A 23,843-nucleotide genomic window follows, 5' to 3' on the forward strand; every position below is an offset into this window, starting at 1 on the left:
CATGCACACGGGTCACACTTAAGGCAGAACCGGGCCAATCAGTTCAAATTCAGCCACTTGCATCAAGGTATCATCGCCTTTGTTTTTGGTGATGTTGATACGATAGCTGCTGAACGCGAAGCCGTTACCCATTTCAAACAGTTTGCGTTCAAAGCGTTTGTCAAAGCTTTCGCCAATCCAGCTGCCTAAACGTACCCAGGTCACACCGCCATCGTTTGAACCTTCGACGTTAAAGTTCTCCGGGTCGCGGCCAGCGGCGTCGTTAGCACTGGTGATAGCCAGGCTTGAGACAATTTGCGCTTTTGGTAAATCAATCCGCACCCAGGATGGATTGGCTTCAGTCGGTGCGCCTTTCCAGTCATTATGGTCCAGCCACTTGGTATTGATATCATTATCAAAGGCCTTGCCTTCTGCTTCGGCATCGCCGATGCGGTTACGGGCCGTGAAAGTCACGCCGGCCGCCGCAGAGTGGTCCACCGACTGATATTGCGGGCCAATCATTTCGATTTCGGCGATTTGCATCAGGGTGTCATCACCTTTGTTTTTGGTGATGTTAAAGCGGTAGTAGCTAAAGCCCAGGTCATTGCTGAAGTTAAACACTTTGCGCTCAAAACGCTGATCAAAGCTTTCGCCAATCCAGCTGGCCAGTTTTACCCAGTTTTTGCCGTCATCGGAGGCTTCAATATTGAAGTTCTCCGGATCACGCGCTGGTGCGTCGTTGGCACTGATTAAACCGAGTTTGTTCACAGCCACCGGCGTCGGGAACTGCACTTGTACCCAGCTTGGTGCGGCTTCAGTCGGCGCGCCCTTCCAGTTGTTGTGGTCCAGCCACTTGGTGTCAGTACGGCCGTCAAAAGCTTTTGGTCCGGCTTCGCCATCGCCAATCGCATTGCGGGCTGTGATAGTGACACCGGCCATCATGGCGTGGTTTAAGTCCGGCAGTTTTGGCCCGACTAAACCAATCTCAGCGATTTGCATCAGCGTGTCATCGCCTTTGTTTTTGCTGATATTTAGCTTGTAGCTGCTAAAGGCCAGGCTGTTGGCAACGCTGAACTGCTTGCGCTCAAAGCGTTTATCAAAACTCTCGCCAAGGTATGCCGACAGCGTGGTCCAGGTTTTACCACCGTCGTTACTGCCCTGCAGGTTGAAGTTTTCCGGATCGCGACCTGGTGAATCGTTGGCACTGGTCAGCACCAGCGTATCGACCGCTTTGGCTTCCGGCAGGTCAATCTGTACCCAGGCTGGGTTGGCGGCTGTTGGCGCGCCTTTCCAGTCGTTATGGTCGAGCCACTTAGTGTTGACGTCGTTATCAAAAGCCTTGCTTTCAGCTTCGCCATCACCAATGCGGTTACGTGCCGTAATAATGCCGGTGCCAACCGGATCTGTATGGTCCGCGCTGGTGTAAACCGGCCCCACGAACTCAATCTCCGCCACTTGCATCAGCGTGTCATCGCCTTTGTTTTTGGTGATGTTGACTTTGTAGTAGCTGAACTCCAGACCGTTGACAAAGCGGAACTGTTTACGCTCAAAACGTTTGTCAAAGCTCTCGCCGATAAACTCAGCCAGCGTCACCCAGTTGGTGCCGTCGTTGGAAGCTAATACCTGGAAATTCTCCGGATCGCGCGCCGGCGCGTCGTTGGCGCTGGTCATGACCAGCGTATTGACCGCCTGTGGCTCGGCAAACTTCACCTGCACCCAGCTTGGGCTGGCGACACTTGGTGCGCCTTTCCAGTCATGGTGGTCCAGCCATTTGGTGTTGTTATTGCCATCAAAAGCCATCGCTTCGGCTTCGGCCGCACTGATGCGGTTGCTGCCGGTGATCACAGCACTGGCGACAGCGGCATCTGTGGTGATTTCACGTACCGGGCCGGAACTGGTGGCTGCGTCAATAAAGGCCAGTTTCACATCAACAACATCTTCTGCTGTCAGGCCGACTTTGGCCAGATAAGGCAGGCCGCTTACCGCCGCCAGCATGCGCTCGCGCAGTGGCGTTAACACCGTGACATCGCCTTCCTGCGCCAATGGAATGGCAGCAGCGACATCGTTCATCAGCTGGTTAAAAGTCTCGCCTTCACCGATGGCGGCAAATGCGGCATTTAATAAAGAAAGCTTGATGGCATCAGGGGCGATTAACGTGTCTTTACAGACGTCTTTTTCACAAGTCTCGCCGGTGACCATATTTGCATAGGCCTCGGCACTGACCAGATCTGTGGTAAATACGTTGGCTTTCACCGCCACGCCCAGCGCTTTCAGCAGCAGTGCAGAGCCATCGGCCAGCGCCATTTCATACAATGGCCGCACCGACACATTACGGCCCGCAGCTACGTCTGCTGCCACCAGTTTGCTGGCAACAGTCGTCAGCGCATTGGCCTGGAAGCGCGCATCAACCACGCCGTCAGATTTCGACGCATAGGGCATCTGCACCCAGGTTAAGGTCGAGAAGGTGGTGCCGGTTAACGGCGCACCGCTTAACACTTCGCCTAAAGCCACCGGGCCACATTTCACCGCATCACAGACCATACTGGACTGGGCGTCCGCCGCGACGTCCACTTTGAGCATGCTATTAAGGCCAAAGCCTTCTTTCGCCGTGACCGAAAACGCCACTTTGCCGTTGCTGCCGGTGCGATCGCCACTGCCAATGCTGATGGCAGAACCGTTTAACTGTGACACTGTGACTTTGGCATTACGTAAAGTGCCTTTGACCGCCGAACCGCTGATATCAGCCGCAGTGGTATCTAAAGTCACCGGAATATTGGCCGGATCTGCTTCACCAGCACCGCCGCAGCCATACAGCGAGGTCAGCGCCAGTGCGACAACCCCATACATCATGTTGATTTTGAACTGTTTCATCATTTAATCCTCTGTATTTTTTCCTAACCGGCGCGAAACGCGCAGCCTTAGAACCGGTAAGTCGCGCCCATGTAATAACGACGGCCGCCGTAAGCGTTCTGGATAAAACGCTTGTCGGTGTCGTTACCGAGGTGGACATAGGTTTCTGACTTGGTCAGGTTGATGACAGAGGCTGATAACACCAGCATTTCGGTCAGGTTGTAGTTGGCGTTCAGGTCGACCTGATCATAAGCCGCGCTGTAGTAGTTGGTTTCCCACGATGCGTTATAACCGCCAACACTGGGGCCACGTTTGTTGTAAGAAGCCCGCAGGTTAAACAGGTCGTCTTCATAAAAGGCTGAGAAGTTCAGCTGATACTTCGAACTGCCGATTAATGGCGACTCACCGACTTTCTGCCCGTCCAGCTCGACATTGGCCTGGTTGGTGTTGTTGCGGGTGTAGTTGGCATAAACACCAAAACCGCCGGTGAAGAAATGTTGCCAGAACACTTCCATACCTTTGGAGCTGGCGTTTGTGCCGTTCGCCACAGTGCTGAAGTTCCGCACGGTCAGACCATCGCCACCGGCCGTGACTTGTTTGCCACCGGCGTTTGGCAGGGTGAAATCCACCACAGGTAAATCGCGGATGGTATCGATAATCAACGGCACCACGAAGTTGTCGACGTCTTTCTTAAATACCGCGACACCGAAGCCTGAGCCTTTGCCGTAGTAATATTCTAACGAGCTGTCGAACTGGGTGGATTCCAGCGGTTTTAGTGCGCTGTTACCGCCTGAACCGACCCAGCCTTCACCGTCGTAGATCGGATCAAAATCGTCGGCCGCGGAGCGGTCGGCGGAGTATTCGTTGGAGGTGTAACGCAGGGTCTGGAACTGACCGATATCGTCATAACCCGGCCGTGCAATGACTTTGGCCGCAGCAAAACGCCAGACCCAGTTGTCATCGATATCCCAGACTAAGTTCGCGCTAGGCAGCACTTTGTTTTCTGTGTTTTCTTTTTCGATATAAACGAAATTCTCCACCCGTTGCTGCGCTTCCGGTAACAGATTGCCGTTGGCGTCTTTCCAGTCTAAGCGATACAGAATTTTGTCTGACGAGCCGGACGTGGTGGTGGTGCGGACAAACCGCAGACCGATGTTACCGCGCAGGTTTTCGTATTTGTAATCAGCCTGGGCATAAGCCGCGCTGATCTCTTCCTGCACGCCGTACACGTAGTTCGGCTCTATCCGCGTATATTTCTGGAAGTTATCCACTAAATGCTGCTGATATTTGTGCCAGTTCACGGCCGGGAACAAATTGGTATTGATCACACTGGACAAATTGCCGAGCGAATTTGGCAACATCACGTTGGTGATCAGTGGGATACCGCCGTTGCGTGAATAGTCATCGTCGAGGTCGATACCACCGGCAGCTTCAGCTGCTGCCACATCAAAATCTTTAGCTAAATAGAAAGTGTTACGAGAGTCGCGGTGGATTTTGCCATCGCGGTATTTCACACCAAACCGCAGCGTGTCGACGATGCCCCAGTCGGCAAAATAATCCACATCCAAACTTGCGTATTTTTCTTCCTGGGTACCGGTAATAAAACTTGAATCTGTCGCACCGACGTCGGCCTGACCACCAATACCTGCCACCAGGTTATTGATCATGTTCGGGTCCATGTAGGTGGTCATTTTTTTGCCGGATAAATCATAGCCGTAAAAGCTTGAAGCTTCGTTGGCATAATAAGCGGCGCGGTATTTCTCCGACGGGCCGCCTTCGGCTTCAGTACGGCCAAAAGTGACTTTGGATTTAAAGTCATCGCCTTCATAAGTGGCATAAAAATCAAAGGTATCAGAGGTTGATTCTTCGATTTTGTATTCGCCGTTAATACGCGGAATGGCAGATAACTTCTGCGCACCAGACACGCCGGTCGAGTAATCGATGCCGGTGACAAACTCGGCTTGTGCATCTACCCGTACGTCAGTCCAGTAGTTGTCGTTGTTGTTCCACTCCGGATATTCCAGCTGATTCAGAATCGAGTTCTGCCCCAGCGTGAAGCGGAAATAGTTCATGCCAACTTCCAGTTTGTCGCTCAAGCGCCACTGGCTGGTGAACTGGAAGCCTTCGCGGTTACGTTCTTCTTCCAGCACTTCCTGCACCATACTTTGCGCGGCATAGCCTTTGGCGCCATTCGACACCAGCTGGTTGTCCTTACGCTCCTGATACAGGAAGTTTTTGTTCATGATATTGACGCGTGAACTTTGCGAGCGGTTGGTGCGGTCCTGACGGGTATAACCGACCAGCATACCAAAGGTCTCGGCGTCGTTTTTCCACGAATAAATACCGCTGTACTGTGGTTCATTTTTATCGGTGATGTCGGCGTTGCTGTATTCAACGTTCAGCACACCTGAGCTTTGCTCCATCGACAGCGGTTTGCGGCTGTGCATGATGACAGTGCCGCCAATGCCGCCTTCATCGAGGCGCGCTTCGGAGGATTTAAACACTTCTAAGCGTTCGATCATCGTCGACGGTAATAAGGCATATGAGAATGACCGGCTCGGTTCGCCCGGTGAGGACGCAATAAAATTGCCGTTGAGCTGGCTTAAGGTTAAATCGGATGACAGACCGCGGATACTGACTGTGGCACCTTCACCGCCATCACGCTGGATCACCACGCCCGGCACGCGTTGCAGCGAGTCGGCGACGTTTTTATCCGGGAATTTACCGATGTCTTCGGCGGTGATCACGTCAACCACGCTGTCGGCGGCACGTTTATTCAGTAAGTTTTCGCTCATACTGGACAAAATACCGCGCACTTCAATGACTTCGATTTTTTCGCCGGCAGCGGCTTTTTTCTTCGCGGCGGCAGTGGCTGCAGCCTTGGTTGATTCGCTTTGCGCTGCAGCCTGTTGTTCTGCCGTCTGACCGGCAAAAGCCGGGTTCAGGCTGGCGATCACCGCCAGCGACAGCACAGATAATTTTAATCCTTGCTGCCAGCCTTGTGGCTGCTGTAGTTGCTGAAATGCCCTGTCTATCCTGTTAACCATGGTCTTCTCCACAGTGAAATGTGAAAACGCACCGGTGAGCCCGGTTTGTCCCTTTATTTTTTATTTAATTTTCATGGTGTTGGATTGAGATTTGCCAAATTTACTGCCTGGCTAATCCGTCTCCCCTGCAACGCCATCAAAAAATCGGTCTGTTGTGTTTTGTCGCTGTCGATAAAATGTAATCGATTACATGACGCCATTGATACTAGCGAAGCAACAAATTGCTGTCAATCTGTACAATCGCGAAAAGTTCAAATCAGTGCAAACAAAATGCAATGCAACATTATTTGTTTAATTTCATACATTTAAGTTTGTAAAGGCGCATCAGAATGGTGCAGTGGGTGCAAAAAAACGCCTGTAAGCGGGCTGTTCAGACCAGTATTTCCTGCGGTTTATTCGCTGGTGTAATCGGTAACAGACGTCTGGATGTTTGAGCCGTAGGGTACTCTGGTCGTCACACGATGGTCGTCACACGATGGTCGTCACACGATGTGTCGTCACACGATCGCGGTTAGCAGATGACGGATATCACGAGCCGAGTAGCGACCTAACGCCGAATCACAGCGGCGCCGGGCCGCTGCTTTCGCGTTCAATCAGTTGAAATGGCAGGACTTCTTTGCTGCGAACCAGCGGTTCACCGCGGATTTGGCTGACCAGGACTTCCACCGCGCGCCGGCCCATATCATAAGCCGGCTGGTCGACTGTGGTCAGCGGCGGGTCAATAAAAGCCGAGACTTTGATGTTATCAAAACCAACTACTGAGATATCTTCCGGCACACGTAGACCCGCTTTTTTGATGGCGTGCACAGCACCAATAGCAATATCGTCGTTAAAACAGAAAATCGCCGTCGGCCGCTGTGGCAAACTGAGCAGATGTTCAACGCCGGCGATGCCGGCTTCGATGGTATAAGCGCCACCGGTAATTTGCGCCTGTTCAAACGGGATTTGTTCTTCCTGCAGCACACTGCGGATGCCGGCCAAACGCTCGCGGTAAATCTGACTGCTGATCTGGCCAACAATGGCAGCAAAATGTTTGTGGCCATAACCGAGCAAATGGTGCGCTAAGGCCCGACTGGCGGCATAGTTATCCAGCTCAATCACCGGATATTTTTTCTCTGAGGCTATGCGTTCGCAGACGCTGACCATCGGCAAATCTTCGGCCAAATCGGCGTCTGCCGCCGAAAACGGAAACGAATGGTCGAGCTGGATTAAGCCATCAGCTCGGTTGGTCAGCACCATGCTGGCGTATTCGTGTTCACGCTCAGGAGAACCTTGTGTATCACCCAGCAGCACCGAAAAGCCTTTTTCCTGCGCCGCCTGTTCGATACCGCCAATAATGCGCATAAAAAACGGGTTCACCAGGTTGGGCACCAGCACCACTATAGTATTGGAACGGCCGGATTTAACACTGCTGGCCAGCCAGTTGGGTCTGTAACCGGCCGCTTTGACCGCTTCCAGCACTTTTTCCCGTGTCGCTTGTGACACCTGATCCGGTGATTTCAGCGTGCGGGACACTGTGGCGGTCGATACACCGGCCAGTTCACTGACTTTTTTAATATTGGTCATCGCACAAAGTTCCCACAACAGAGCTTTTTCATCGGGCTTCACTGATTTTGTTAAACAGTTACAGCTGTTTCAGTAACAGCTGTAACAAGATCATCTTATTTAAGATCAGCGGCTTACTTCGCTATCTTAGCGCGAATTCAAACACCACAACAGCTATATAACCACCGCAGCGAACAATCCGCAAGTGTTGTTACATTCGCGCATGTAAACGGTAACATTGACACAAAACTCAGCATAGCAGCAATTCAGCACGCCGCGCAGCAGCTGAATTTTAGCCAGCACTGGCTGTACCAGCCGAAAATGCGCTGGACAATTTTAAATGTAATCGATTACAGTCGGGCAAATTTTATCCGTCCACCGTCGTTTTGGCTGCGATTTACCGGCTGGTTTTAAGCCGATTTAAAGCCGCTCTATCGCCAAAAAAATGCAAAAGGACTTTGAATGAGGCTGAAACTTCATGTTTAAAATCAGGACTTTAATTTTATGCGTTGGCGTAACCGCCCTGCTCGGCTGTCAGCAGCAAGCTTCCACACCTCCTGGCACATCGCCTGCCACTGCAGCGGCTGCGGCGCAGTCGCTGCCAGCGGATCAAATCAGGCCGCAGCACAACTTATTAGCTTATGTCGACACCCGGATGGGGACAGATTCCAGCTTTGAACTGTCGCACGGCAATACTTACCCGGCAGTGGCCATGCCATGGGGCATGCATTTCTGGACACCGATGACGGCCAAAATCGGCGATGGCTGGACCTATCAGTATGACCAGCACAAAATCCGTGGTATCAAACAAACTCATCAGCCAAGCCCCTGGCTCAATGATTACGGCGCTTTTGCGCTGATGGCGGTGACAGGTGCGCTGAAGTTTAATCAGGATGAGCGCGCGTCCTGGTATTCGCATAAAACTGAAACCGCCAAACCCCATCATTACAAAGTCTATCTGGCCGACTACGACGTCACGGCGGAAGTGACGCCGACGGCCCGCGCCGCGCAGTTCCGTTTTACCTTCCCGGAAAATAAAGCCTCTTACATAGTGCTGGACGCCTTTGATAAAGGCTCGATGGTGAAGATCCTGCCAGCGCAGCGCAAAATCATCGGCTATGCGCGGAATAATCACGGTGGTGTACCGGGCAATTTCCATAACTACTTTGTTTTAGAGTTCAGTAAAGCCTTTAAGCTGACGCACACTTTTGCCGACGGTTATCAGTTGAACACCAACAGCCTTGAGCAAAGCGGCCAGCATGTCGGCGCTATCCTCGGGTTTGACACCGCCAAAGGCGAGCAGATTGAAGTTAAAGTGGCGTCGTCTTTTATCAGCGCCGAGCAGGCAGAACTCAATCTTCAGCAAGAAATTGGCGCTGATACGTTCAGCCAGACGCTGGGCAAAGCCAACAGCGAGTGGCAGCAACAGCTGGGCCGCATCCGGGTGCAACAAGGTTATCCGGACGATATCAAAACCTTTTATTCGGCGTTGTACCGGGTGTTGTTATTCCCACGCCGCTTTTATGAAACTGACGCCAGCGGCCAAACCGTGCATTACAGCCCGTACAATGGTCAGGTGCTACCCGGTAAGATGTTCACCGACAACGGTTTTTGGGACACTTTCCGCGCCGTATTTCCATTCTTCCATCTGATGTACCCAGAGCTTGCCAGCGACATCATGCAAGGCCTGGTCAACACTTATAAAGAATCCGGCTGGCTGCCGGAATGGGCCAGTCCCGGCCATCGCGACGTGATGATTGGCTCCAATTCCGCCGTGATCATCGCCGACGCTTATGCCAAAGGTATTCGTGGTTTTGATGTCGAGACGCTGTATCAGGCCGCGCTGAAAAATACTCAGGTGGAAGCGGGCCGGCCGGCTAAATCGGTTGGTCGTGAGGGCCTGAAATTCTACAATCAGCTCGGTTATGTGCCATATGATGCCGGCATTCACGAAAACGCCGCCCGCACGCTGGAATACGCCTTTGCTGACTTTAATCTGGCGCGCCTCGCCACAGCGCTGGGCAAAACCGACGATGCCAAACGCTTTGCTGTACAAGCGCAGAACTATCGTCATTTATTCGACGCCGACAGCGGCTGGATGCGCGGCCGTAACAAAGATGGTGAGTTTCAACGGCCTTTTAATGCGCTGAAGTGGGGCGACGCTTTTACCGAAGGCAACAGCCTGCATTACAGCTGGTCGGTGTTTCATGATATTGCCGGCCTGAAGCAACTGATGGGCGGCGACGAGGCGTTCAGCGCCAAACTCGATACCGTGTTTAACATGCCGCCAGCCTTTGATGACTCTTACTACGGCTTTACCATTCACGAAATCCGCGAAATGCAAATCGTCGATTTTGGCAATTATGCCCATGGCAATCAGCCTATTCAGCATATGCCCTACCTGTACAACTATGCCGGCAAACCCTGGCGCACCCAGGCCGCAGTGCGCCGCATCATGCAGCAGCTTTATCGCGCAGCGCCGGATGGTTATGCCGGCGATGAAGACAACGGCCAGACGTCAGCCTGGTATGTGTTTTCGGCACTGGGCTTTTATCCGGTAACGCCGGGTGTGCCGGAGTATGTCATCGGCAGCCCGCTGTTTAATGCGGTGACTATGACGCTGCCGCAAGGCAAAGAGCTGCAAATCAATGCACTCCACAATCAACAAGACCGGCCTTATGTGCAGGCATTGCACTTTAACGGCAAGCCGGTAGCGCAGAATTTCCTGCGCCATGACGAGTTACTGCAAGGTGGTGAGCTGCGGTTTGACATGAGCGCCGAGCCGAATACCAGCCGTGGTGTGAATGAACAAAGCCGGCCCTATTCCGTGTCGGCTGCTGCAGCGCCTTCCAAGGACACCCATTCAAACAAGGACTCACACTGATGGCATTTATCCCGGCAGCAACATCCACCTCCACCACAGCCGACACCGGCCGAAGTCACTTTGCGTTTTTGGCGATGACCTCGTTGTTTTTTATCTGGGGTTTTGTCACTGCACTCAATGACATTCTGATCCCGCATCTGAAGGCGGCGTTTGCCCTAAGTTACACCCAGGCCATGCTGGTGCAGCTGTGCTTTTTTGGCGCCTATTTTTTATTGTCGCCGCTGGCTGGCCGGCTGATTGAACGGATTGGCTTTTTAGGCGGTATTCTGGCCGGACTGGTGACTTTAGCCAGTGGCTGTCTGCTGTTTTACCCAGCGGCAGAGCTGGCGACTTACCCGCTGTTTCTGACTGCGCTCTTTGTGCTGGCCGGCGGCGTCACGCTGCTACAGGTGTCCGCTAATCCTTATGTGGCGGCACTGGGCAGTGCGCGCACGGCTGCAAGCCGGCTGAGTCTGGCGCAGGCGGTCAATTCACTGGGCCATACGTTGGCACCGCTGTTTGGCGCGGCACTGATTTTTGCAGCCGCTCAAAGCGATGCCAAAGCCGTGCAGCTGCCTTATTTGTTGCTCGCCGGTTTTTGTCTGCTGGTGACGGTGATTTTTGCAAGGCTGAAACTACCGGTTTTGCAAAGCGAGCCGACCAATGTCACCAGAACAACTTCAGACCAACCACAACGCCTGCCGCTGCCGTTTTATGGCGCAGTCGCGGCGATTTTTTTGTATGTCGGCGCCGAAGTATCGATTGGCAGTTTTCTGATTAACTATCTGGCGCTGCCGGAATTAGGCGCTTTTAACGAACAAACCGCTAGCACATGGGTCAGTTATTACTGGGGCGGCGCTATGCTCGGCCGCTTTGCCGGTGCCGTTATTACACGTTATATCAATGCTTTACTGGTATTAGCCTTGTATGCCGTTGTGGCTATCGCGCTGTTATTGCTGACGATGAGCCAGACCGGCATGCTGGCCGCCGTGGCCGTAATTAGCATCGGCTTTTTTAATTCGATTATGTTCCCGACCATTTTCACCCACGGCATTGCCGGCCTCGGCAACCTGACCAGCCGGGGTTCAGGTTTGCTCTGTCAGGCCATTGTTGGCGGTGCTTTAGTGCCTTTGATGCAGGGCGTGGCCGCCGACAGCATTGGCGTGCAACACAGTTTTATCGTGCCGCTGCTGGCTTATGTGTACATCGCCGGTTTTGCTGGGTGGCACTGGCGGCAAAGCCGCGTATCCGTTTGATCTGATTTCGAAAAAGGTGATTTGATGAACTTTTACAGCTCTGAGTTTTTATTACAGCATTGCCAGGACATCCTGAAATTTTACGACGACAAAGTGGTCGACCCGTCCGGCGGTTATTTTCACAACTATCTGGATGACGGCACTTTGTTTGCGCCGGGTTTTCGCCAGCTGGTCAGCAGCACACGCATTATCGTCAACTATGTCAGCGCCGCACTGTTATTTGGCCGTGACGACTATAAAACCATCGCCGAACATGGCCTTAAGTATCTGGAGCAGGTGCACTGGCGCGAGCAACTGATGGCCGACGGCAGTGGCGGTTATGCCTGGACTTTGCAGGACCATCAGCCGCTTGATAACACGCAGCAAGCTTATGGTTATGCTTTTGTGCTGCTGGCGTATGCCGCTGCGGTCAAAGCCGGTCTTCGCGACAAAACCACGCTGCACCGCGTCTATCAGCTGCTGGAACAACGTTTTTGGCAGGCTGATTTTGGCCTCTACGCCGACGAGCTGAGCCAACAAGGGGTACTCAGCAACTATCGCGGCCAAAATGCCAATATGCATTTATGCGAAGCCATGCTGGCCGCCTTTGAAGCCTGCGGCGAGCAATTATTTCTAGACCGCGCTTATACACTGGCGACCAATATTGCCGTGCGTCAGGCCGATTTAACCGACGGTCTGGTGTGGGAGCATTACACGCCTGAATTTAAAATCGATGTCGAATACAACAAAGACGACCCGAAAAACCTGTACCGGCCCTGGGGTTTCCAGCCCGGCCATCAGACCGAATGGGCCAAGCTGATGCTAATTCTGCACCGCCACCAGCCGGAAGACTGGATGTTAAACCGCGCCCGCGCCTTGTTTGACCGCGCTTATGAACAAGCCTGGGACCACGAGCACGGTGGTCTGATTTATGGCTTTGCGCCGGATGGCCGCTGGTGTGACGACGACAAATATTTCTGGGTGCAGGCCGAATCGATGGCGGCAGCGGCGTTGCTGTATCAGGCCACCAGCAATATCAGCTACATGGCTGCTTATCAGGCGCTGTGGCAATACAGCTGGGAACATTTGGTTGATCACCAGTATGGTGCCTGGTTCCGCTTACTGACGCGCACGAACAACAAGCTCAGCAATGAAAAATCCGCCGCCGGTGCCAAGTGTGATTACCACACGCTATGCGCAGTGATTGAAGTGCTGCGCGGTATGGGTGTCACATCTGTCACAAATAGCGGAGTTTAAGATGGGCCGGGGTCAGAAGTTGCGGTTAGTCTGGCTTGTTCCAGGTTTAGCAGTCTCAGGCTTGCTGCTAAGTGCTTGTCAGCAGCAACCCACTGCCTCAGTGCCTGCAAAGCCGGCCACAACAGCGAGCACCGACCCGCTACTTTGGGTTAATCCGTTCATTGGCACCGACGGCAAAGGCAAAACCTACCCCGGCGCTACTGTGCCTTATGGCATGGTGCAATTAAGCCCCGACAATGGCCGCAGTGGCTGGGACTGGATCAGCGGTTATTTTTATCCCGACCGCCAAATCGCCGGCTTCAGCCACCTGCATTTATCCGGCACTGGTGCCGGTGATTTATACGACATCTCGTTTTTGCCTTTTAGCGGCGAGTTTTTTCAAACCCTGCCGGCGGCGGGCGGCAAAGAGGCTTTGGTACGCAGCGAACGCTTTAGCCACGCCACTGAAACGGCAAGCCCAGGTTATTACCGGGTGTTGCTGGAAGACAGCCAGATTGAAGTGGAATTGACCGCAGCGCTGCGCTCCGGTCTGCAGCGTTACCGTTATTTAAAAGCCGGTGCGCCGACGATGTTGCAGCTGGATCTAACTTACAGCCGCAACTGGGACAGCACCACGGCTACTTGTTTATATCAGCCAGACGCTTACACGCTCGCCGGCTACCGCTTTTCCAGCGGCTGGGCTAAAGATCAAAAAGTATTTTTCTACAGTAAAAGTTCGGTGCCGCTGCTGCCGGTGAAAGCATTGCCACAAACGCTGCCAGCGGACTTCAGCCAATGTGCCCAAACTGGACCGACCCTATTTACTGCGCAGTTTGCTGGCGACAGCAACACGCCACGTCGTGAGTTGCTGCTGCGCACCGCGCTGAGCTCTGTCAGCATCGCTGGCGCCGCGGCCAATTTAACCGCTGACCTGGCAACACAAACAGTCAGCGCATCAACACCTGAACCACAAACCGGCGACTTCGCCGTCACTTTGCAACAGGCCCAAACGGCCTGGCGTACTGAACTGTCGCAAGTCGACATTGACGCCGACGCCCAAACCAAAACCCAGTTTTATACCGCGCTGTATCACAGTGCTTTAGCGCCACGGGTCTACAGCGACGCCGACGGCAAGTACCGAGGCCCGGATGGCCAGGTGCATCGGTTGCAGCGCAGCAGTAACAAAGCGGCAAACCAGGCCCTGAGCAGCAATCAGCATTATGATTTTTTCAGCCTGTGGGACACTTTCCGTGCCCTCCATCCGTGGAAAACGCTGTTTGATACCCCACGCCATCAGGCGATGATGTTTAGCCTTTTGGAGCATTATCAACACGCTGGCCGGCTGCCGGTATGGAATTTCCAGGGTAATGAAACCGACATGATGCTGGGGTATCACGCCGTGCCGGTGCTGGTCGACAGTTACCTCAAAGGCCTGTTGCCGGACCCGGATGGCAGCCTCGGTGCGTTGATTTTGCAGGCAGCGCTGGTCAGCGCCAACGACCACAAATTCGGTATCCAGAGTTATCGCGAGCTTGGTTATGTACCTTTTAGCGAGCGGCCCTGGAACGTCGCTTTGACGCTGGAATATGCCTTTGACGATTCAGCCATCGCTCGCCTCGCCCACCGGCTTGGTAAGGCTGATATCGCTGCAGAATTTGACCGCCGCGCACAAAACTACCGCCAGCATTTCGATGCGGACAGCGGTTTTATGCGCGCCAAAGACCAGCAAGGCCAGTTTCGCCTGCCGTTTGACCCGGAGGCTTATCACCCGGAAGATTATTGTGAAGCCAACGCCTGGCAATATAGTTTTTTTGTGCCGCATGACGTCAGCGGTCTCATCAGCCTGCATGGCGGCCAGCAGGCGTTTGTCGCCAAACTGGATACGATGTTTTTAACCGGCCAGCAGAAAAAAGGCGTTGCAGATCCGGTACATATCGCTGGCGCGTTGGGAGACAATCACGGCCTGCCGGAATGGATCTCCGGTTTTATTGGCCAGTATGTGCACGGCAATGAACCGAGCCACCATGTGCCTTATTTATACGCCCTCGCTGGCCGGCCCGACAAAACTCAGGCTTTAGTGCGGCAGATTATGCGCACTTTATACCAGCCCATTCCGGATGGCCTCGCGGGCAATGAAGACGCCGGCCAGATGTCGGCCTGGTATTTGTTCAGTGCTTTGGGCTTTTACCCGGTCGACCCGGTGTCGGGTGATTATGTGTTAGGCTCGCCGCTGGTTCGCCAGGCGACGCTGCAGCTAGGTAATGGTAAAGTGCTGAAAATTATCGCGAATAATCAAAATGAGCAGCATCCGTATGTTAAAGCAGTGCGGCTCAATGGCAAACCGCTTAGCGGCGCCGTGCTGTCACATCAGACCTTAATGCAAGGCGGATTGCTGGAGTTTGATATGAGCGCGAATCCAGCGCCAACCGGGAGTATTTGACGATGCGAATAAGTTTGGTTTTGTTATTAAGCTCACTGCTGGCCCCGGCAGCTGTGGCTGCCACACCTGCTCCTTACAGCCCCGCCCCGTCGCAATATGTCGACCCGATGATTGGCACGGCCAACTTTGGTGCCACCCATCCCGGCGCGCAGTATCCGCATGCGCTGTTATCGGTGGCGCCTTTTAACGTCGCATTCGGCGGCAAACTCAACGCCTTTGACAAAGACGCCGCCTGGAATTCGCGGGTTTATATCAAAGAAAACCAGTTTTTAACCGGCTTTAGCCATGTCAATTTAAGCGGCGTCGGCTGTCCCGATTTAGGTGTGTTACTGGCGATGCCAACCACCGGCGCTTTGCAACTCGACCCGGCGCTGTATGGCAGCACTTATCAGCAAGAGCGCGCGAGCGCTGGCTATTACGCCACGACCTTAAGCAAATATCAGACGCGCGCGGAGATGACCAGCACGCTGCGTAGTGGCATCAGCCGTTACACTTTTCCGGCCGGGCAAGCGCATATTCTGTTGAATTTAGGCCTTGGCCTTAGCAATGAAAGCGGCGCTATGGCCAGGCTGGTGTCGGACACTGAAGTGGAAGGTTACCGCCAAATCGGTACCTTTTGTTATCACAGCGAGCAGGCGCGGCCGGTGTATTTTGTCGCGCGCGTCAACAAAGCGCCGAAAGTCGCTGGCCTTTATAAAAAAATGCCGACTGTACGCGCAGTCGAAGCCGACTGGAGCTCACACAATCAAAGCTACAAGCCCTACCCGAACTACCACCAGGAACTGGCCGGCGATGATATCGGCGCTTATTTCAGCTACGACCTGAAGCAAAACGAACAGCTGGAACTGCAGCTGGCGATTTCTTTTGTCTCCATCGCCAACGCCCGGCAAAATTTGGCGCGTGAACAACCTAAGTTTGCTTTTGACGAAACACACCAGCAAGCCCGCGCCGCCTGGGACCAACTGCTTAGCCGTATCGACATCGACGCGGCGACTGAAGATAAAATCCGTTTTTACACTGCGCTGTACCATAGCCTCATTCACCCGTCGGTGATTAGTGACGTCAATGGCGACTACCCCAAATTTGGCCCGGCCGGCAGCGGAACTGGCAATAGCAGCAGCCCGCGTTACAGTGTGTTTTCGTTATGGGACACCCACCGCAATCTGCATCCGCTACTGAGCCTGGTGTATCCGGCTATTCAGACCCAGATGCTGCGTTCAGTCGTTGCGATGGGCACAGAAGCCGGGTATCTGCCGAAGTGGGAACTGGCCGGCATGGAAAAAGCCGTGATGGTCGGCGACCCGGCGACTGTGATGGTGAACGACAGTTATCAGCGTGGCCTGACCGATTTTGACCACAACGCCGCTTATCAGGCGATGCGCCGCGCAGCGCTGACGCCATCCAGTGTCAGCAAACCAGATTTCAGCGCCAAACCAGGCCAGCAACAAGCGGCGCGGATGCAGGCAAAAAACCCAGTCCGGCCGGAAAACAGTGACTATCTGGCGCTGGGTTATGTGCCGGTCGATGATGAAGGCCCCTTTGATGGCTCGGTATCGACCAGCCTCGAATATTATCTCGCCGACTTTAACCTTGCTGGCTTTGCCAAAGCCTTAGGCCACGACGCCGATGCGATACGGTTTGCCGCGCAGGCGCAGCTATTTACCCGCTTGTTTGATGCAGACAGCGACATGTTCAGGCCAAAACAAAAAAATGGTCAGTGGCTGGATGGTTTTAACCCGGATGGCGGGCGCAATTTTGAACCCACCCCCGGTTATATCGAAGGCACCGCCTGGAACTACCGTTTTTACCTGCCGCATGCGATGCCTCAGCTGATTGACTTAACCGGCGGGCCAGACGCCTTTCGTGCGGCGCTTGACCAGACTTTCACACTGAAAAAATTTGATATGGCGAATGAGCCGGATATCAGTTATCCGTTTTTATACAATTACTTAGAAGCAGAACGCCCAGGCAGCCGCGCCGCCACCAGCCAACGCGTGCATGAACTTATTCAGCAGCACTATGGCCTCAGCGCCGCTGGTTTACCGGGCAATGACGACGCTGGCACCCTGTCCGCCTGGCTGGTGTTCAGCATGCTAGGCCTCTACCCGACCGAACCCGGCACACCAAATTACACGCTGTTTCAACCACGTGCCAAAGCCGCCCGCATCGCGCTGGACCCGCAGTTTTATCCGGGCAAAGTAATTGAAATTAAACAGAAATTGAGCGGTAAGCTACTGTGGAATCAACAAGCGCTAGCGACGCCTTTTGTGTCCCATCAGGCGCTGGTACAAGGTGGTGTGTTGGAGTTAAGTGCCAAGGATTAATCAACAAGTCGGCCATTGATTCTTGTACGGTGTGTGACGCCCAGCGGGCGTTGCTTACCGTATCTACGGACAAATTTAAATGCCAGGTACGGCGTGTGGCGCCCAACGTGTGACGTCACACGTCGTACAGTCACCGGCCAAAACCAAATATCAGCACACAAAACCCGATGAAAAGCACAACAAGCAGGCCCCACAACAACAACGGCGAACGTGCAGCGGTTAATGGTGTGCGGGCTTTTTCCGCAACCTGTTGCCGGCTGTCATAGCGGATAGGGAAGAAAAACAAAGCAGCAGTCGCCACCGCTGCCAGTATTGCAAACAATCCGTGGTAAGCACTGAATAGTGCTGTCAGCACTGTCCCCAGCCACAACAGCACCACAGAGAGCGCTAACATTGGATGTTTTTGGTTCAGCATCAAATCTCTCCGGCTGCCCGAATTTTCATATCGTTATAAGCGCTCTGAATCAATTGCAACAAAGCTGCCGCATCAACAGGCTCACCTGGCCTTAACTTCACATGGCGCATAAATTTGCCTGTACCCTGCAAAAGCCCCTGCGGGTCTGGTAATAAAGCGCCAAGGAAAAACCCAACATTCACGTGGGCTGTAAACACATTCACTTCAGCAAATGCCGCTGTGCCGACACAAGCGGTTGGATGATGGTCATGCAGCAACTCCTGCACATCAGGCCCACATTGGCGCAGCACGCCAAACCAATGCCGGGCTATGTCACCAAGCAGCGCCGGTTTTGCCGCAAACCAGTCGTCGATAGCCGGTTGATGCGGCACCGCGTCGGGGAACAGCATCAGGCGGCTGGATTTTGCGTTTTGCGCTTCAGGCATTGGCACCTCTTCGGGTTAAAAGCAGCAGAACACCGCCGCCAAGGCTCTTGTTATGCTTTGCCCGCCAGCACATAAGCCACAATTGCATTGGCATGCCCATGGCCCAAACCGTGTTCAGACTTCAGCAAAGCCACAATTTCCATATGCTTCATCGGCGGTAAACCAGCCACTAGCGTCAACCAGTGGCTGATCGGCTGGCCATATTTTTGCTCAATCGACGGGAAATACGACGCAGGTCCTTTTACTTTTGCTGTGTCTGTCATTTGTTTTCCTTGTCTGTGAATCCTCTGCTAGCGATAAAGTTACTGGCTTTGGCGATTTGACAATAACGGCCTTTATCGTTGTAAAGCACCAGAGTCTGAAGCCATTGGCCAATGTCATACCAATTGCCTATAGCTGCCACGCGGCTTGATAGCGCCGCCACAGCGACAGTATTAAAAAAGGACTTAGCCAAAGCATTATCAATAACGAATCAAGTGAAATAAACGCTGCGACATTTATTACTGCAAAGGCTACGGCCTGAAACCAATCAATTTTAAAGGTCAATAAACAGATCATCTGAATGCCAATCAGCAAATTAAACAGATACAGGCCGTTTCTGAGCAGCGGTTGCTCAAATATCTCTGTTGCAACCACCTGCTGCACTTGCTGGCGCGAGCAATCAGCCCGCGCTTCATCGTGCAACTGTTCACAATGCAGATGAACAGCTGCGGCGTCGCGCATCGTCTGCATGCTTTGTTGTAGCAACACAGCCAAACCCAGCTGCAACAACGCGATACAAATCAATACCCAACCGGCTTTCCGGTGTTCCTGCACAGAAAAATGCCATTGCATGACCAATTCCCTAGTCTCGCCGCGCTATTAACGTACGCGGCTTACGATGAGCTGATGATTTCAACATCACTCAAGGCGTAATTTTATAAATCACATTGACGGTTTTGGAGATTTCGATGGATTGCGGGATAAACACCCGCTGTTGAGCTGTTTCGCCATCCGACATCATAGCGCCGCTCACCATTACACTCTCGCCGGTACCAAAAGTGGCAAAAAACCGGTCAAAAGAGCCGTTGTCGTTAAAGGCAAAAACACTGTGGATTTTCACGCCCAGGCCTTCAGCCATTTGTTCGGCTTTTTTCTTCGCCTGAGCGGCCGCAGCACCGATCAGTGCAGTTTCGACTTCGTCACGCGTGCTGGTATCAAAACTTGTATTCAGGTCATGCACATAGTCTGTGGCGTACAGCTGCTGCATCAGCGCCGGATACTTGGTTAAATCGCTGATTTCGACTTCAAAACGCCGGTTCAGGTCATAACCCAGAATTTCCAGTTCATTGTAATTGTCGTCGCGTTTGCGCTTTTCAGACTTATCCAGCTCAAACGCAGTGATTTGTTTGTCAGCAATGCTATTAGCCTTTAACAGCGCCAACACTTTATTGGCCGACTGCGTCAGCTGGGCATTGGCCACCTCACTGCTTTGATGAAAAGTGCTGATGCGGAAACTCAGTTTGGCGCTGTCCGGTGCTACTTGTTTACTGCTTTGGCCGGTGACGGCGACGAAAGGAAAATCGGGTAAAACAGATGCTTCAGCGCAAAAAGTACATAGAGCAAAGATGATCCCAAGATAAAACTTCATTGCAGGTATCCTTTAAAAAACAGTTCGGTTGATGCTTCATCTTACTGACTGCACAGCAGGTGGCAAAGTTGCATTTTCGCAGGCCTTGCGGCAACACTCAGCGAGCAGCCCCTCTAAAACACAAAGCCGCCTGATGGCGGCTTTGTTATCACTACAGCAAGCGCTTAACGCGACCCAGGCTTTCTGCCTGTTTGTGGTTTTGCCGATGGCTTTTTACCACCGATAGGCGCTGTTGGTGCGGGCTTGGCGCGACGTGGCGCTTTTGGCTTTTCGGCATTGCCAACGGCAATCACCGTTTCGCTGGCTTTATTTGAACGGCCTGTTACCACTTTCTTCGAAATACTTTTTAGCAAAGAGCCGCGGTTGCTGACTTCAAAGCCTGGTTTGACGATGCGGCTGATTTTACTGCCGATGAGCTTCTGGATGCGCTCTAAGGTCAGTTCTTCTTCGCGGCTGACAAAAGAGATGGCATTCCCTGCGGCGCCAGCACGGCCGGTGCGGCCAATGCGGTGGACATAATCTTCCGGTAAGTAAGGCAGATTGAAGTTCACCACATAATCCAGGCCCTGAATATCCAGACCACGGGCCGCCACTTCAGTGGCGATCAGCACCTGCAACTTGGCCGATTTAAAATCGGCGATAGCACGGCGGCGGGCGCCCTGACTTTTATCGCCATGGCACACCGCCGCATTAATGCTGCGTTGCTGCAATCCCGCCAACAGCTTGTCAGCCTGCTCTTTGGTACTGGTGAACACCAGCACCTGGAACCAGTTTTGCTCTTCGAGCAAAGTTTCAAACAATTCGATTTTGCGGCTTTCTTCCACCTCATACACCACATGGTGCACAGTGTCGGCGGTGCTGTTGACCTTGGTCACTTTGATTTGCTGGTGGTTACGCAGGATTTTGTGCGACAGCTCGTTGACCGCAGGAGACGTGGTCGCAGAGAACAACATGGTCTGGCGTTTGGTTGCGGTCAGTTGCAGTAGTTTCAGCACATCGGTGCTAAATCCCATATCCAGCATGCGGTCGGCTTCGTCCAGCACGATAAATTCGACGTCGGATAAAATCACATTGCCAAGAGTCAGATGCTCTAACAGGCGGCCTGGAGTGCTTATCACAATATCAACACCGGCATTGAGTTTGGCGGCCTGACCGCCCAGTTTGACGCCACCGTACAGCGCTGTGGCTTTGAGCGGCAGATACTTGGCATAAGCGGCGACATTGTCGGCGATTTGTTCGGCCAGCTCGCGCGTTGGCGTCAGAATTAATGTGCGCGGGCGTTTTTCTGCCGTGGCTTTTGGTGTATCCAGCATGCGCTGCAGGATCGGCACGGCAAAAGCTGCGGTTTTGCCGGTACCGGTTTGGGCTGTGACCTGTAAGTCTTTACCACGACGCGCCGGCACTATGGCCTGCGCCTGTACCGGCGTCATTTCGCTGTAGCCACAGTCCACCAGGCCCCGATGTAAGTCGACAGCCAAATCTAAAGATGAAAATTGCATAAAAACCTCGGTGGAAAGCGACCATCAAAAAAGAGCGGCGGAATATACAGCATTTTCGCCCCGACGCAGAGCATTGTTTGCATTTTGTGCAATCTGGCTGCGTTATTCAGCCGCGTCACGTGGCTGATGCTGGCAAGCACGCGCCAGAATTTCGACATAAAAACCAGCCAGTTGCTGTTCCAGCGCCGCATCAATACGCTTGTTAATTTCCGAAGTGAAGATTTTTTCTGCAGCATCTTCTGTTGCGCCAAAGCGGCAATCAAAAGTCCAGTAATCCATGCCAGCCGGCAATGCTTTACGTCGCTCCCGGTTTAAGTATTTTTTGATTTCGTGTTTGACGGCGTCAGCCACACGGGCCGGCTGAATTTTTGGGTGCGTAAAGGAAAAATTTTTTTTCATCAGAGTTCCTACAGAGGGGCAATCAACAATAACGGCGCAAAGCCTGAACCCTGTATTGTACACGCAAGGGCGCGCCTTGGCCGCCTAAATCTGCGTTGGCGGTAAAAGTCAGCCTTGACGCCGCTAAGGCATCAGCGCCACACATCAGGGCCGGGCAGCGCTGCCACAGCTAAAGGCCGGGTGATGGCGCTGTGCAGATACCAGTTGTTAAACACCAGCTCAATTTGCTGCAGTGGCAGATGGCCGAAATGATAATCGCGATATTGCTGGCACAGCGCCAGCACCGCTTCAGGCTGCTGCAGCGGCTCGGTGAAGCGACACAAGGTCAGATGCGCACTTTGCTGACGGTATCGGCTATCGATACTGTGCCGCAGGCCGCTTTGAGTAAAAGCCAAACGTAGTTTATCGCGCAAAATGCTCAGCCCCTCGCCCTGGACAAACCCCTGCAGCAAAATACAAGATGCGGATGCAGTGACGCCGCGCAGTTCAATTTGGATTGGCGCTACCTGTTGCTGCCGGATCTCTTCGTTAAGCTCCGCCAACACCTGCTGAAACACCCGGATATATGCCGCTGCATCTATTTGCTGCAGGGTAAAACCACTGATACAGGAAATAATCGACAGCACGGTCAGATGCAGCTCTGCCGCCGGCTGCAGATATTGCGCAGGTTCCAACGCTTTCATTTGCTGCTGGAAGCGTTCAACTTCCAAACAAGCCGTCGGGCAGTTAGTTTGCAGAAAAGCCAGTGCCGTGATGCCGCGCCGATCGTCGGCCGGGTCGTCAGTCAAAGCATCGGTTTCCAGTTGCTGCGCCGATAACGCGTCGCAAAATTGTTGCCACAACTGCTGATAAATCTCGACTGCCATAGCTTCAGTAGTTTGACCGGAGAAAGCCCGAGCTTACCAGATTAAGTTCGGCATTTTGGCGAATTGTTGCTGTGCGGTACGAATTGATCCGCGCCAGCACGATGAAAAAACTTATCCGCCTGCGGCACAAAGCAGCTGCGTCAGCCGGTCCAGATTCTGCTCATTGGCCGGCTCCACAATATGCCGCACCGCCTGTGCAATATCGGCATCGTCAAACACCTGCTGCCAGCGCAGCACAGTGTCGGCTTCCAGCGGCGTCAGTTCGACTGTTAAAGTGAAAAACGGCGCGCAGTCGTGGCGGATAACGATTTTGCGGTTGACTTCAAGTTCGGCAAAAACACTCTGATTCGGATATTGCTGGCCATCCGGCCCCTGCATGACAAAATGCCAGCGCCCGCCGGGGGTAAATTCAAACAGCTCAAAGCGGTTAGAAAAACCAGCCGGCCCCCACCAGGCGGCCAGTTGCTCCGCACGGGCAAAAGCGCTGTATATCGCCGACGCCGGAAATGGCAACCTGCGGCTGGTCGTGAAAGTATTGTCTTCAGTCGTGTTAGTGTCAGGCATGGTCAGGCTCCGTGCTCAATAACCAGGATTCAGGTAAACAGCTTTCAGACTAAAAAGCCTTCAGGCAAGCGCTGCTGTTTTGGCGCTAAGTTTCGGCCATTGTTGCCAGCTACCTGCCGCAAACAAAGTGCCCATCAGCAGGCAAATCATGGAACTGATCAGCCAGAACAACAGACTATTTTCAGGAAACAGCGGCATCAACCAGACAAAGGCCAGGCCCCGCAGCAACAAGATAGTGCTAATCAGCACTAACGCCAACCGCGTCAGCGGTAATCGCCGGATAGCACCGGCACCGGACAACGCATAACAGGCCCACACCAGCAATAGCAGCGTGATCACCAAAGTCACTACCACCGGATACCAGTGCCCTTGTTCAGCCAGCAGCGCCATCTGCTCACCGGCACCAAAAAACCGGTACCAAGCTGCGCCAAACAGGATGCAACCGGCGTGCGCCAAGGCCGCGAGACCACAGCAGAGCGCGGCAGCGAGCAGAAATTTATTCGGATTGGTTTGCATACCTGCGCCT

The 23,843-nt window shown here is 53.3% G+C and carries 18 protein-coding genes; 5 read left to right on the plus strand and 13 right to left on the minus strand.

Annotated features, from left to right (window positions below; all coding sequences use genetic code 11):
- Positions 1-18 precede the first annotated feature (18 nt).
- The 3 genes from Q399_RS0112395 to Q399_RS0112410 all read right to left on the minus strand — a co-directional run bounded on the left by Q399_RS0112395 (position 19) and on the right by Q399_RS0112410 (position 7,442).
- Positions 19-2,853, minus strand: a complete 2,835-nt coding sequence (locus Q399_RS0112395) for a discoidin domain-containing protein (RefSeq protein WP_211253313.1) — start codon at positions 2,851-2,853, stop codon at positions 19-21.
- Positions 2,854-2,897: 44 nt separating this feature from the next.
- Positions 2,898-5,876, minus strand: a complete 2,979-nt coding sequence (locus tag Q399_RS0112400) for a TonB-dependent receptor (protein ID WP_084164292.1) — start codon at positions 5,874-5,876, stop codon at positions 2,898-2,900.
- Between the two features lie 558 nt (positions 5,877-6,434).
- Positions 6,435-7,442 (minus strand): LacI family DNA-binding transcriptional regulator, encoded by a 1,008-nt coding sequence (locus Q399_RS0112410; protein ID WP_031568912.1) that lies wholly within the window; start codon positions 7,440-7,442, stop codon positions 6,435-6,437.
- 457 nt (positions 7,443-7,899) lie between these two features.
- Here Q399_RS0112410 and Q399_RS0112415 point away from each other — a divergent pair, with 457 nt between their 5' ends.
- From Q399_RS0112415 to Q399_RS0112435, 5 genes are read left to right on the plus strand one after another with little or no spacing between them, the layout of a single operon-like run.
- Positions 7,900-10,305 (plus strand): GH92 family glycosyl hydrolase, encoded by a 2,406-nt coding sequence (locus Q399_RS0112415; RefSeq protein ID WP_051685948.1) that lies wholly within the window; start codon positions 7,900-7,902, stop codon positions 10,303-10,305.
- Entirely contained in the window at positions 10,305-11,540 is a 1,236-nt protein-coding gene (locus Q399_RS0112420; protein ID WP_031568915.1) for a sugar MFS transporter, read from the plus strand. Before Q399_RS0112415 ends, Q399_RS0112420 begins: the two co-directional genes overlap by 1 nt.
- Before the next feature lie 24 nt (positions 11,541-11,564).
- On the plus strand, positions 11,565-12,776 hold the full coding sequence (locus Q399_RS0112425; RefSeq protein ID WP_031568917.1) for an AGE family epimerase/isomerase: 1,212 nt from the start codon (positions 11,565-11,567) through the stop codon (positions 12,774-12,776).
- A gap of 1 nt (position 12,777) precedes the next feature.
- Complete coding sequence (locus tag Q399_RS0112430) at positions 12,778-15,195, plus strand: GH92 family glycosyl hydrolase (protein ID WP_031568919.1); 2,418 nt, start codon at positions 12,778-12,780, stop codon at positions 15,193-15,195.
- 2 nt (positions 15,196-15,197) lie between these two features.
- Entirely contained in the window at positions 15,198-17,519 is a 2,322-nt protein-coding gene (locus Q399_RS0112435; protein WP_031568921.1) for a GH92 family glycosyl hydrolase, read from the plus strand.
- Positions 17,520-17,649: 130 nt separating this feature from the next.
- On the opposite strand, the gene Q399_RS0112440 is transcribed toward Q399_RS0112435, so the two are convergent.
- The 10 genes from Q399_RS0112440 to Q399_RS0112485 form a co-directional block, all read right to left on the minus strand.
- Positions 17,650-17,934: a hypothetical protein gene (locus Q399_RS0112440; RefSeq protein ID WP_031568922.1), complete on the minus strand. Its 285-nt coding sequence runs from the start codon at positions 17,932-17,934 to the stop codon at positions 17,650-17,652.
- Positions 17,934-18,359 carry a DUF1801 domain-containing protein gene (locus Q399_RS21135; RefSeq protein ID WP_051685949.1) on the minus strand — a complete coding sequence of 142 codons (426 nt, stop codon included), beginning with the start codon at positions 18,357-18,359 and terminating at the stop codon, positions 17,934-17,936. Before Q399_RS21135 ends, Q399_RS0112440 begins: the two co-directional genes overlap by 1 nt.
- Before the next feature lie 50 nt (positions 18,360-18,409).
- Complete coding sequence (locus Q399_RS0112450) at positions 18,410-18,622, minus strand: DUF4287 domain-containing protein (protein ID WP_031568925.1); 213 nt, start codon at positions 18,620-18,622, stop codon at positions 18,410-18,412.
- Between the two features lie 127 nt (positions 18,623-18,749).
- Entirely contained in the window at positions 18,750-19,193 is a 444-nt protein-coding gene (locus Q399_RS0112455; protein ID WP_031568927.1) for a hypothetical protein, read from the minus strand.
- A 70-nt stretch (positions 19,194-19,263) separates the two neighbouring features.
- Positions 19,264-19,989, minus strand: coding sequence for an SIMPL domain-containing protein (locus Q399_RS0112460; protein WP_031568928.1), 726 nt, complete (start codon positions 19,987-19,989; stop codon positions 19,264-19,266).
- A gap of 164 nt (positions 19,990-20,153) precedes the next feature.
- Positions 20,154-21,488: a DEAD/DEAH box helicase gene (locus Q399_RS0112465; protein ID WP_031568929.1), complete on the minus strand. Its 1,335-nt coding sequence runs from the start codon at positions 21,486-21,488 to the stop codon at positions 20,154-20,156.
- 102 nt (positions 21,489-21,590) lie between these two features.
- Positions 21,591-21,887: a DUF6172 family protein gene (locus Q399_RS0112470; RefSeq protein WP_031568931.1), complete on the minus strand. Its 297-nt coding sequence runs from the start codon at positions 21,885-21,887 to the stop codon at positions 21,591-21,593.
- Positions 21,888-22,018: 131 nt separating this feature from the next.
- Complete coding sequence (locus Q399_RS0112475) at positions 22,019-22,753, minus strand: AKAP7-like phosphoesterase domain-containing protein (protein ID WP_031568933.1); 735 nt, start codon at positions 22,751-22,753, stop codon at positions 22,019-22,021.
- 111 nt (positions 22,754-22,864) lie between these two features.
- Positions 22,865-23,317: an SRPBCC domain-containing protein gene (locus Q399_RS0112480; RefSeq protein WP_031568935.1), complete on the minus strand. Its 453-nt coding sequence runs from the start codon at positions 23,315-23,317 to the stop codon at positions 22,865-22,867.
- A 60-nt stretch (positions 23,318-23,377) separates the two neighbouring features.
- On the minus strand, positions 23,378-23,833 hold the full coding sequence (locus Q399_RS0112485) for a hypothetical protein (protein WP_031568936.1): 456 nt from the start codon (positions 23,831-23,833) through the stop codon (positions 23,378-23,380).
- Positions 23,834-23,843: the final 10 nt, after the last annotated feature.

Origin of the sequence: Rheinheimera texasensis DSM 17496 (assembly GCF_000711985.1) — a bacterium.
Taxonomy (GTDB): domain Bacteria; phylum Pseudomonadota; class Gammaproteobacteria; order Enterobacterales; family Alteromonadaceae; genus Pararheinheimera; species Pararheinheimera texasensis.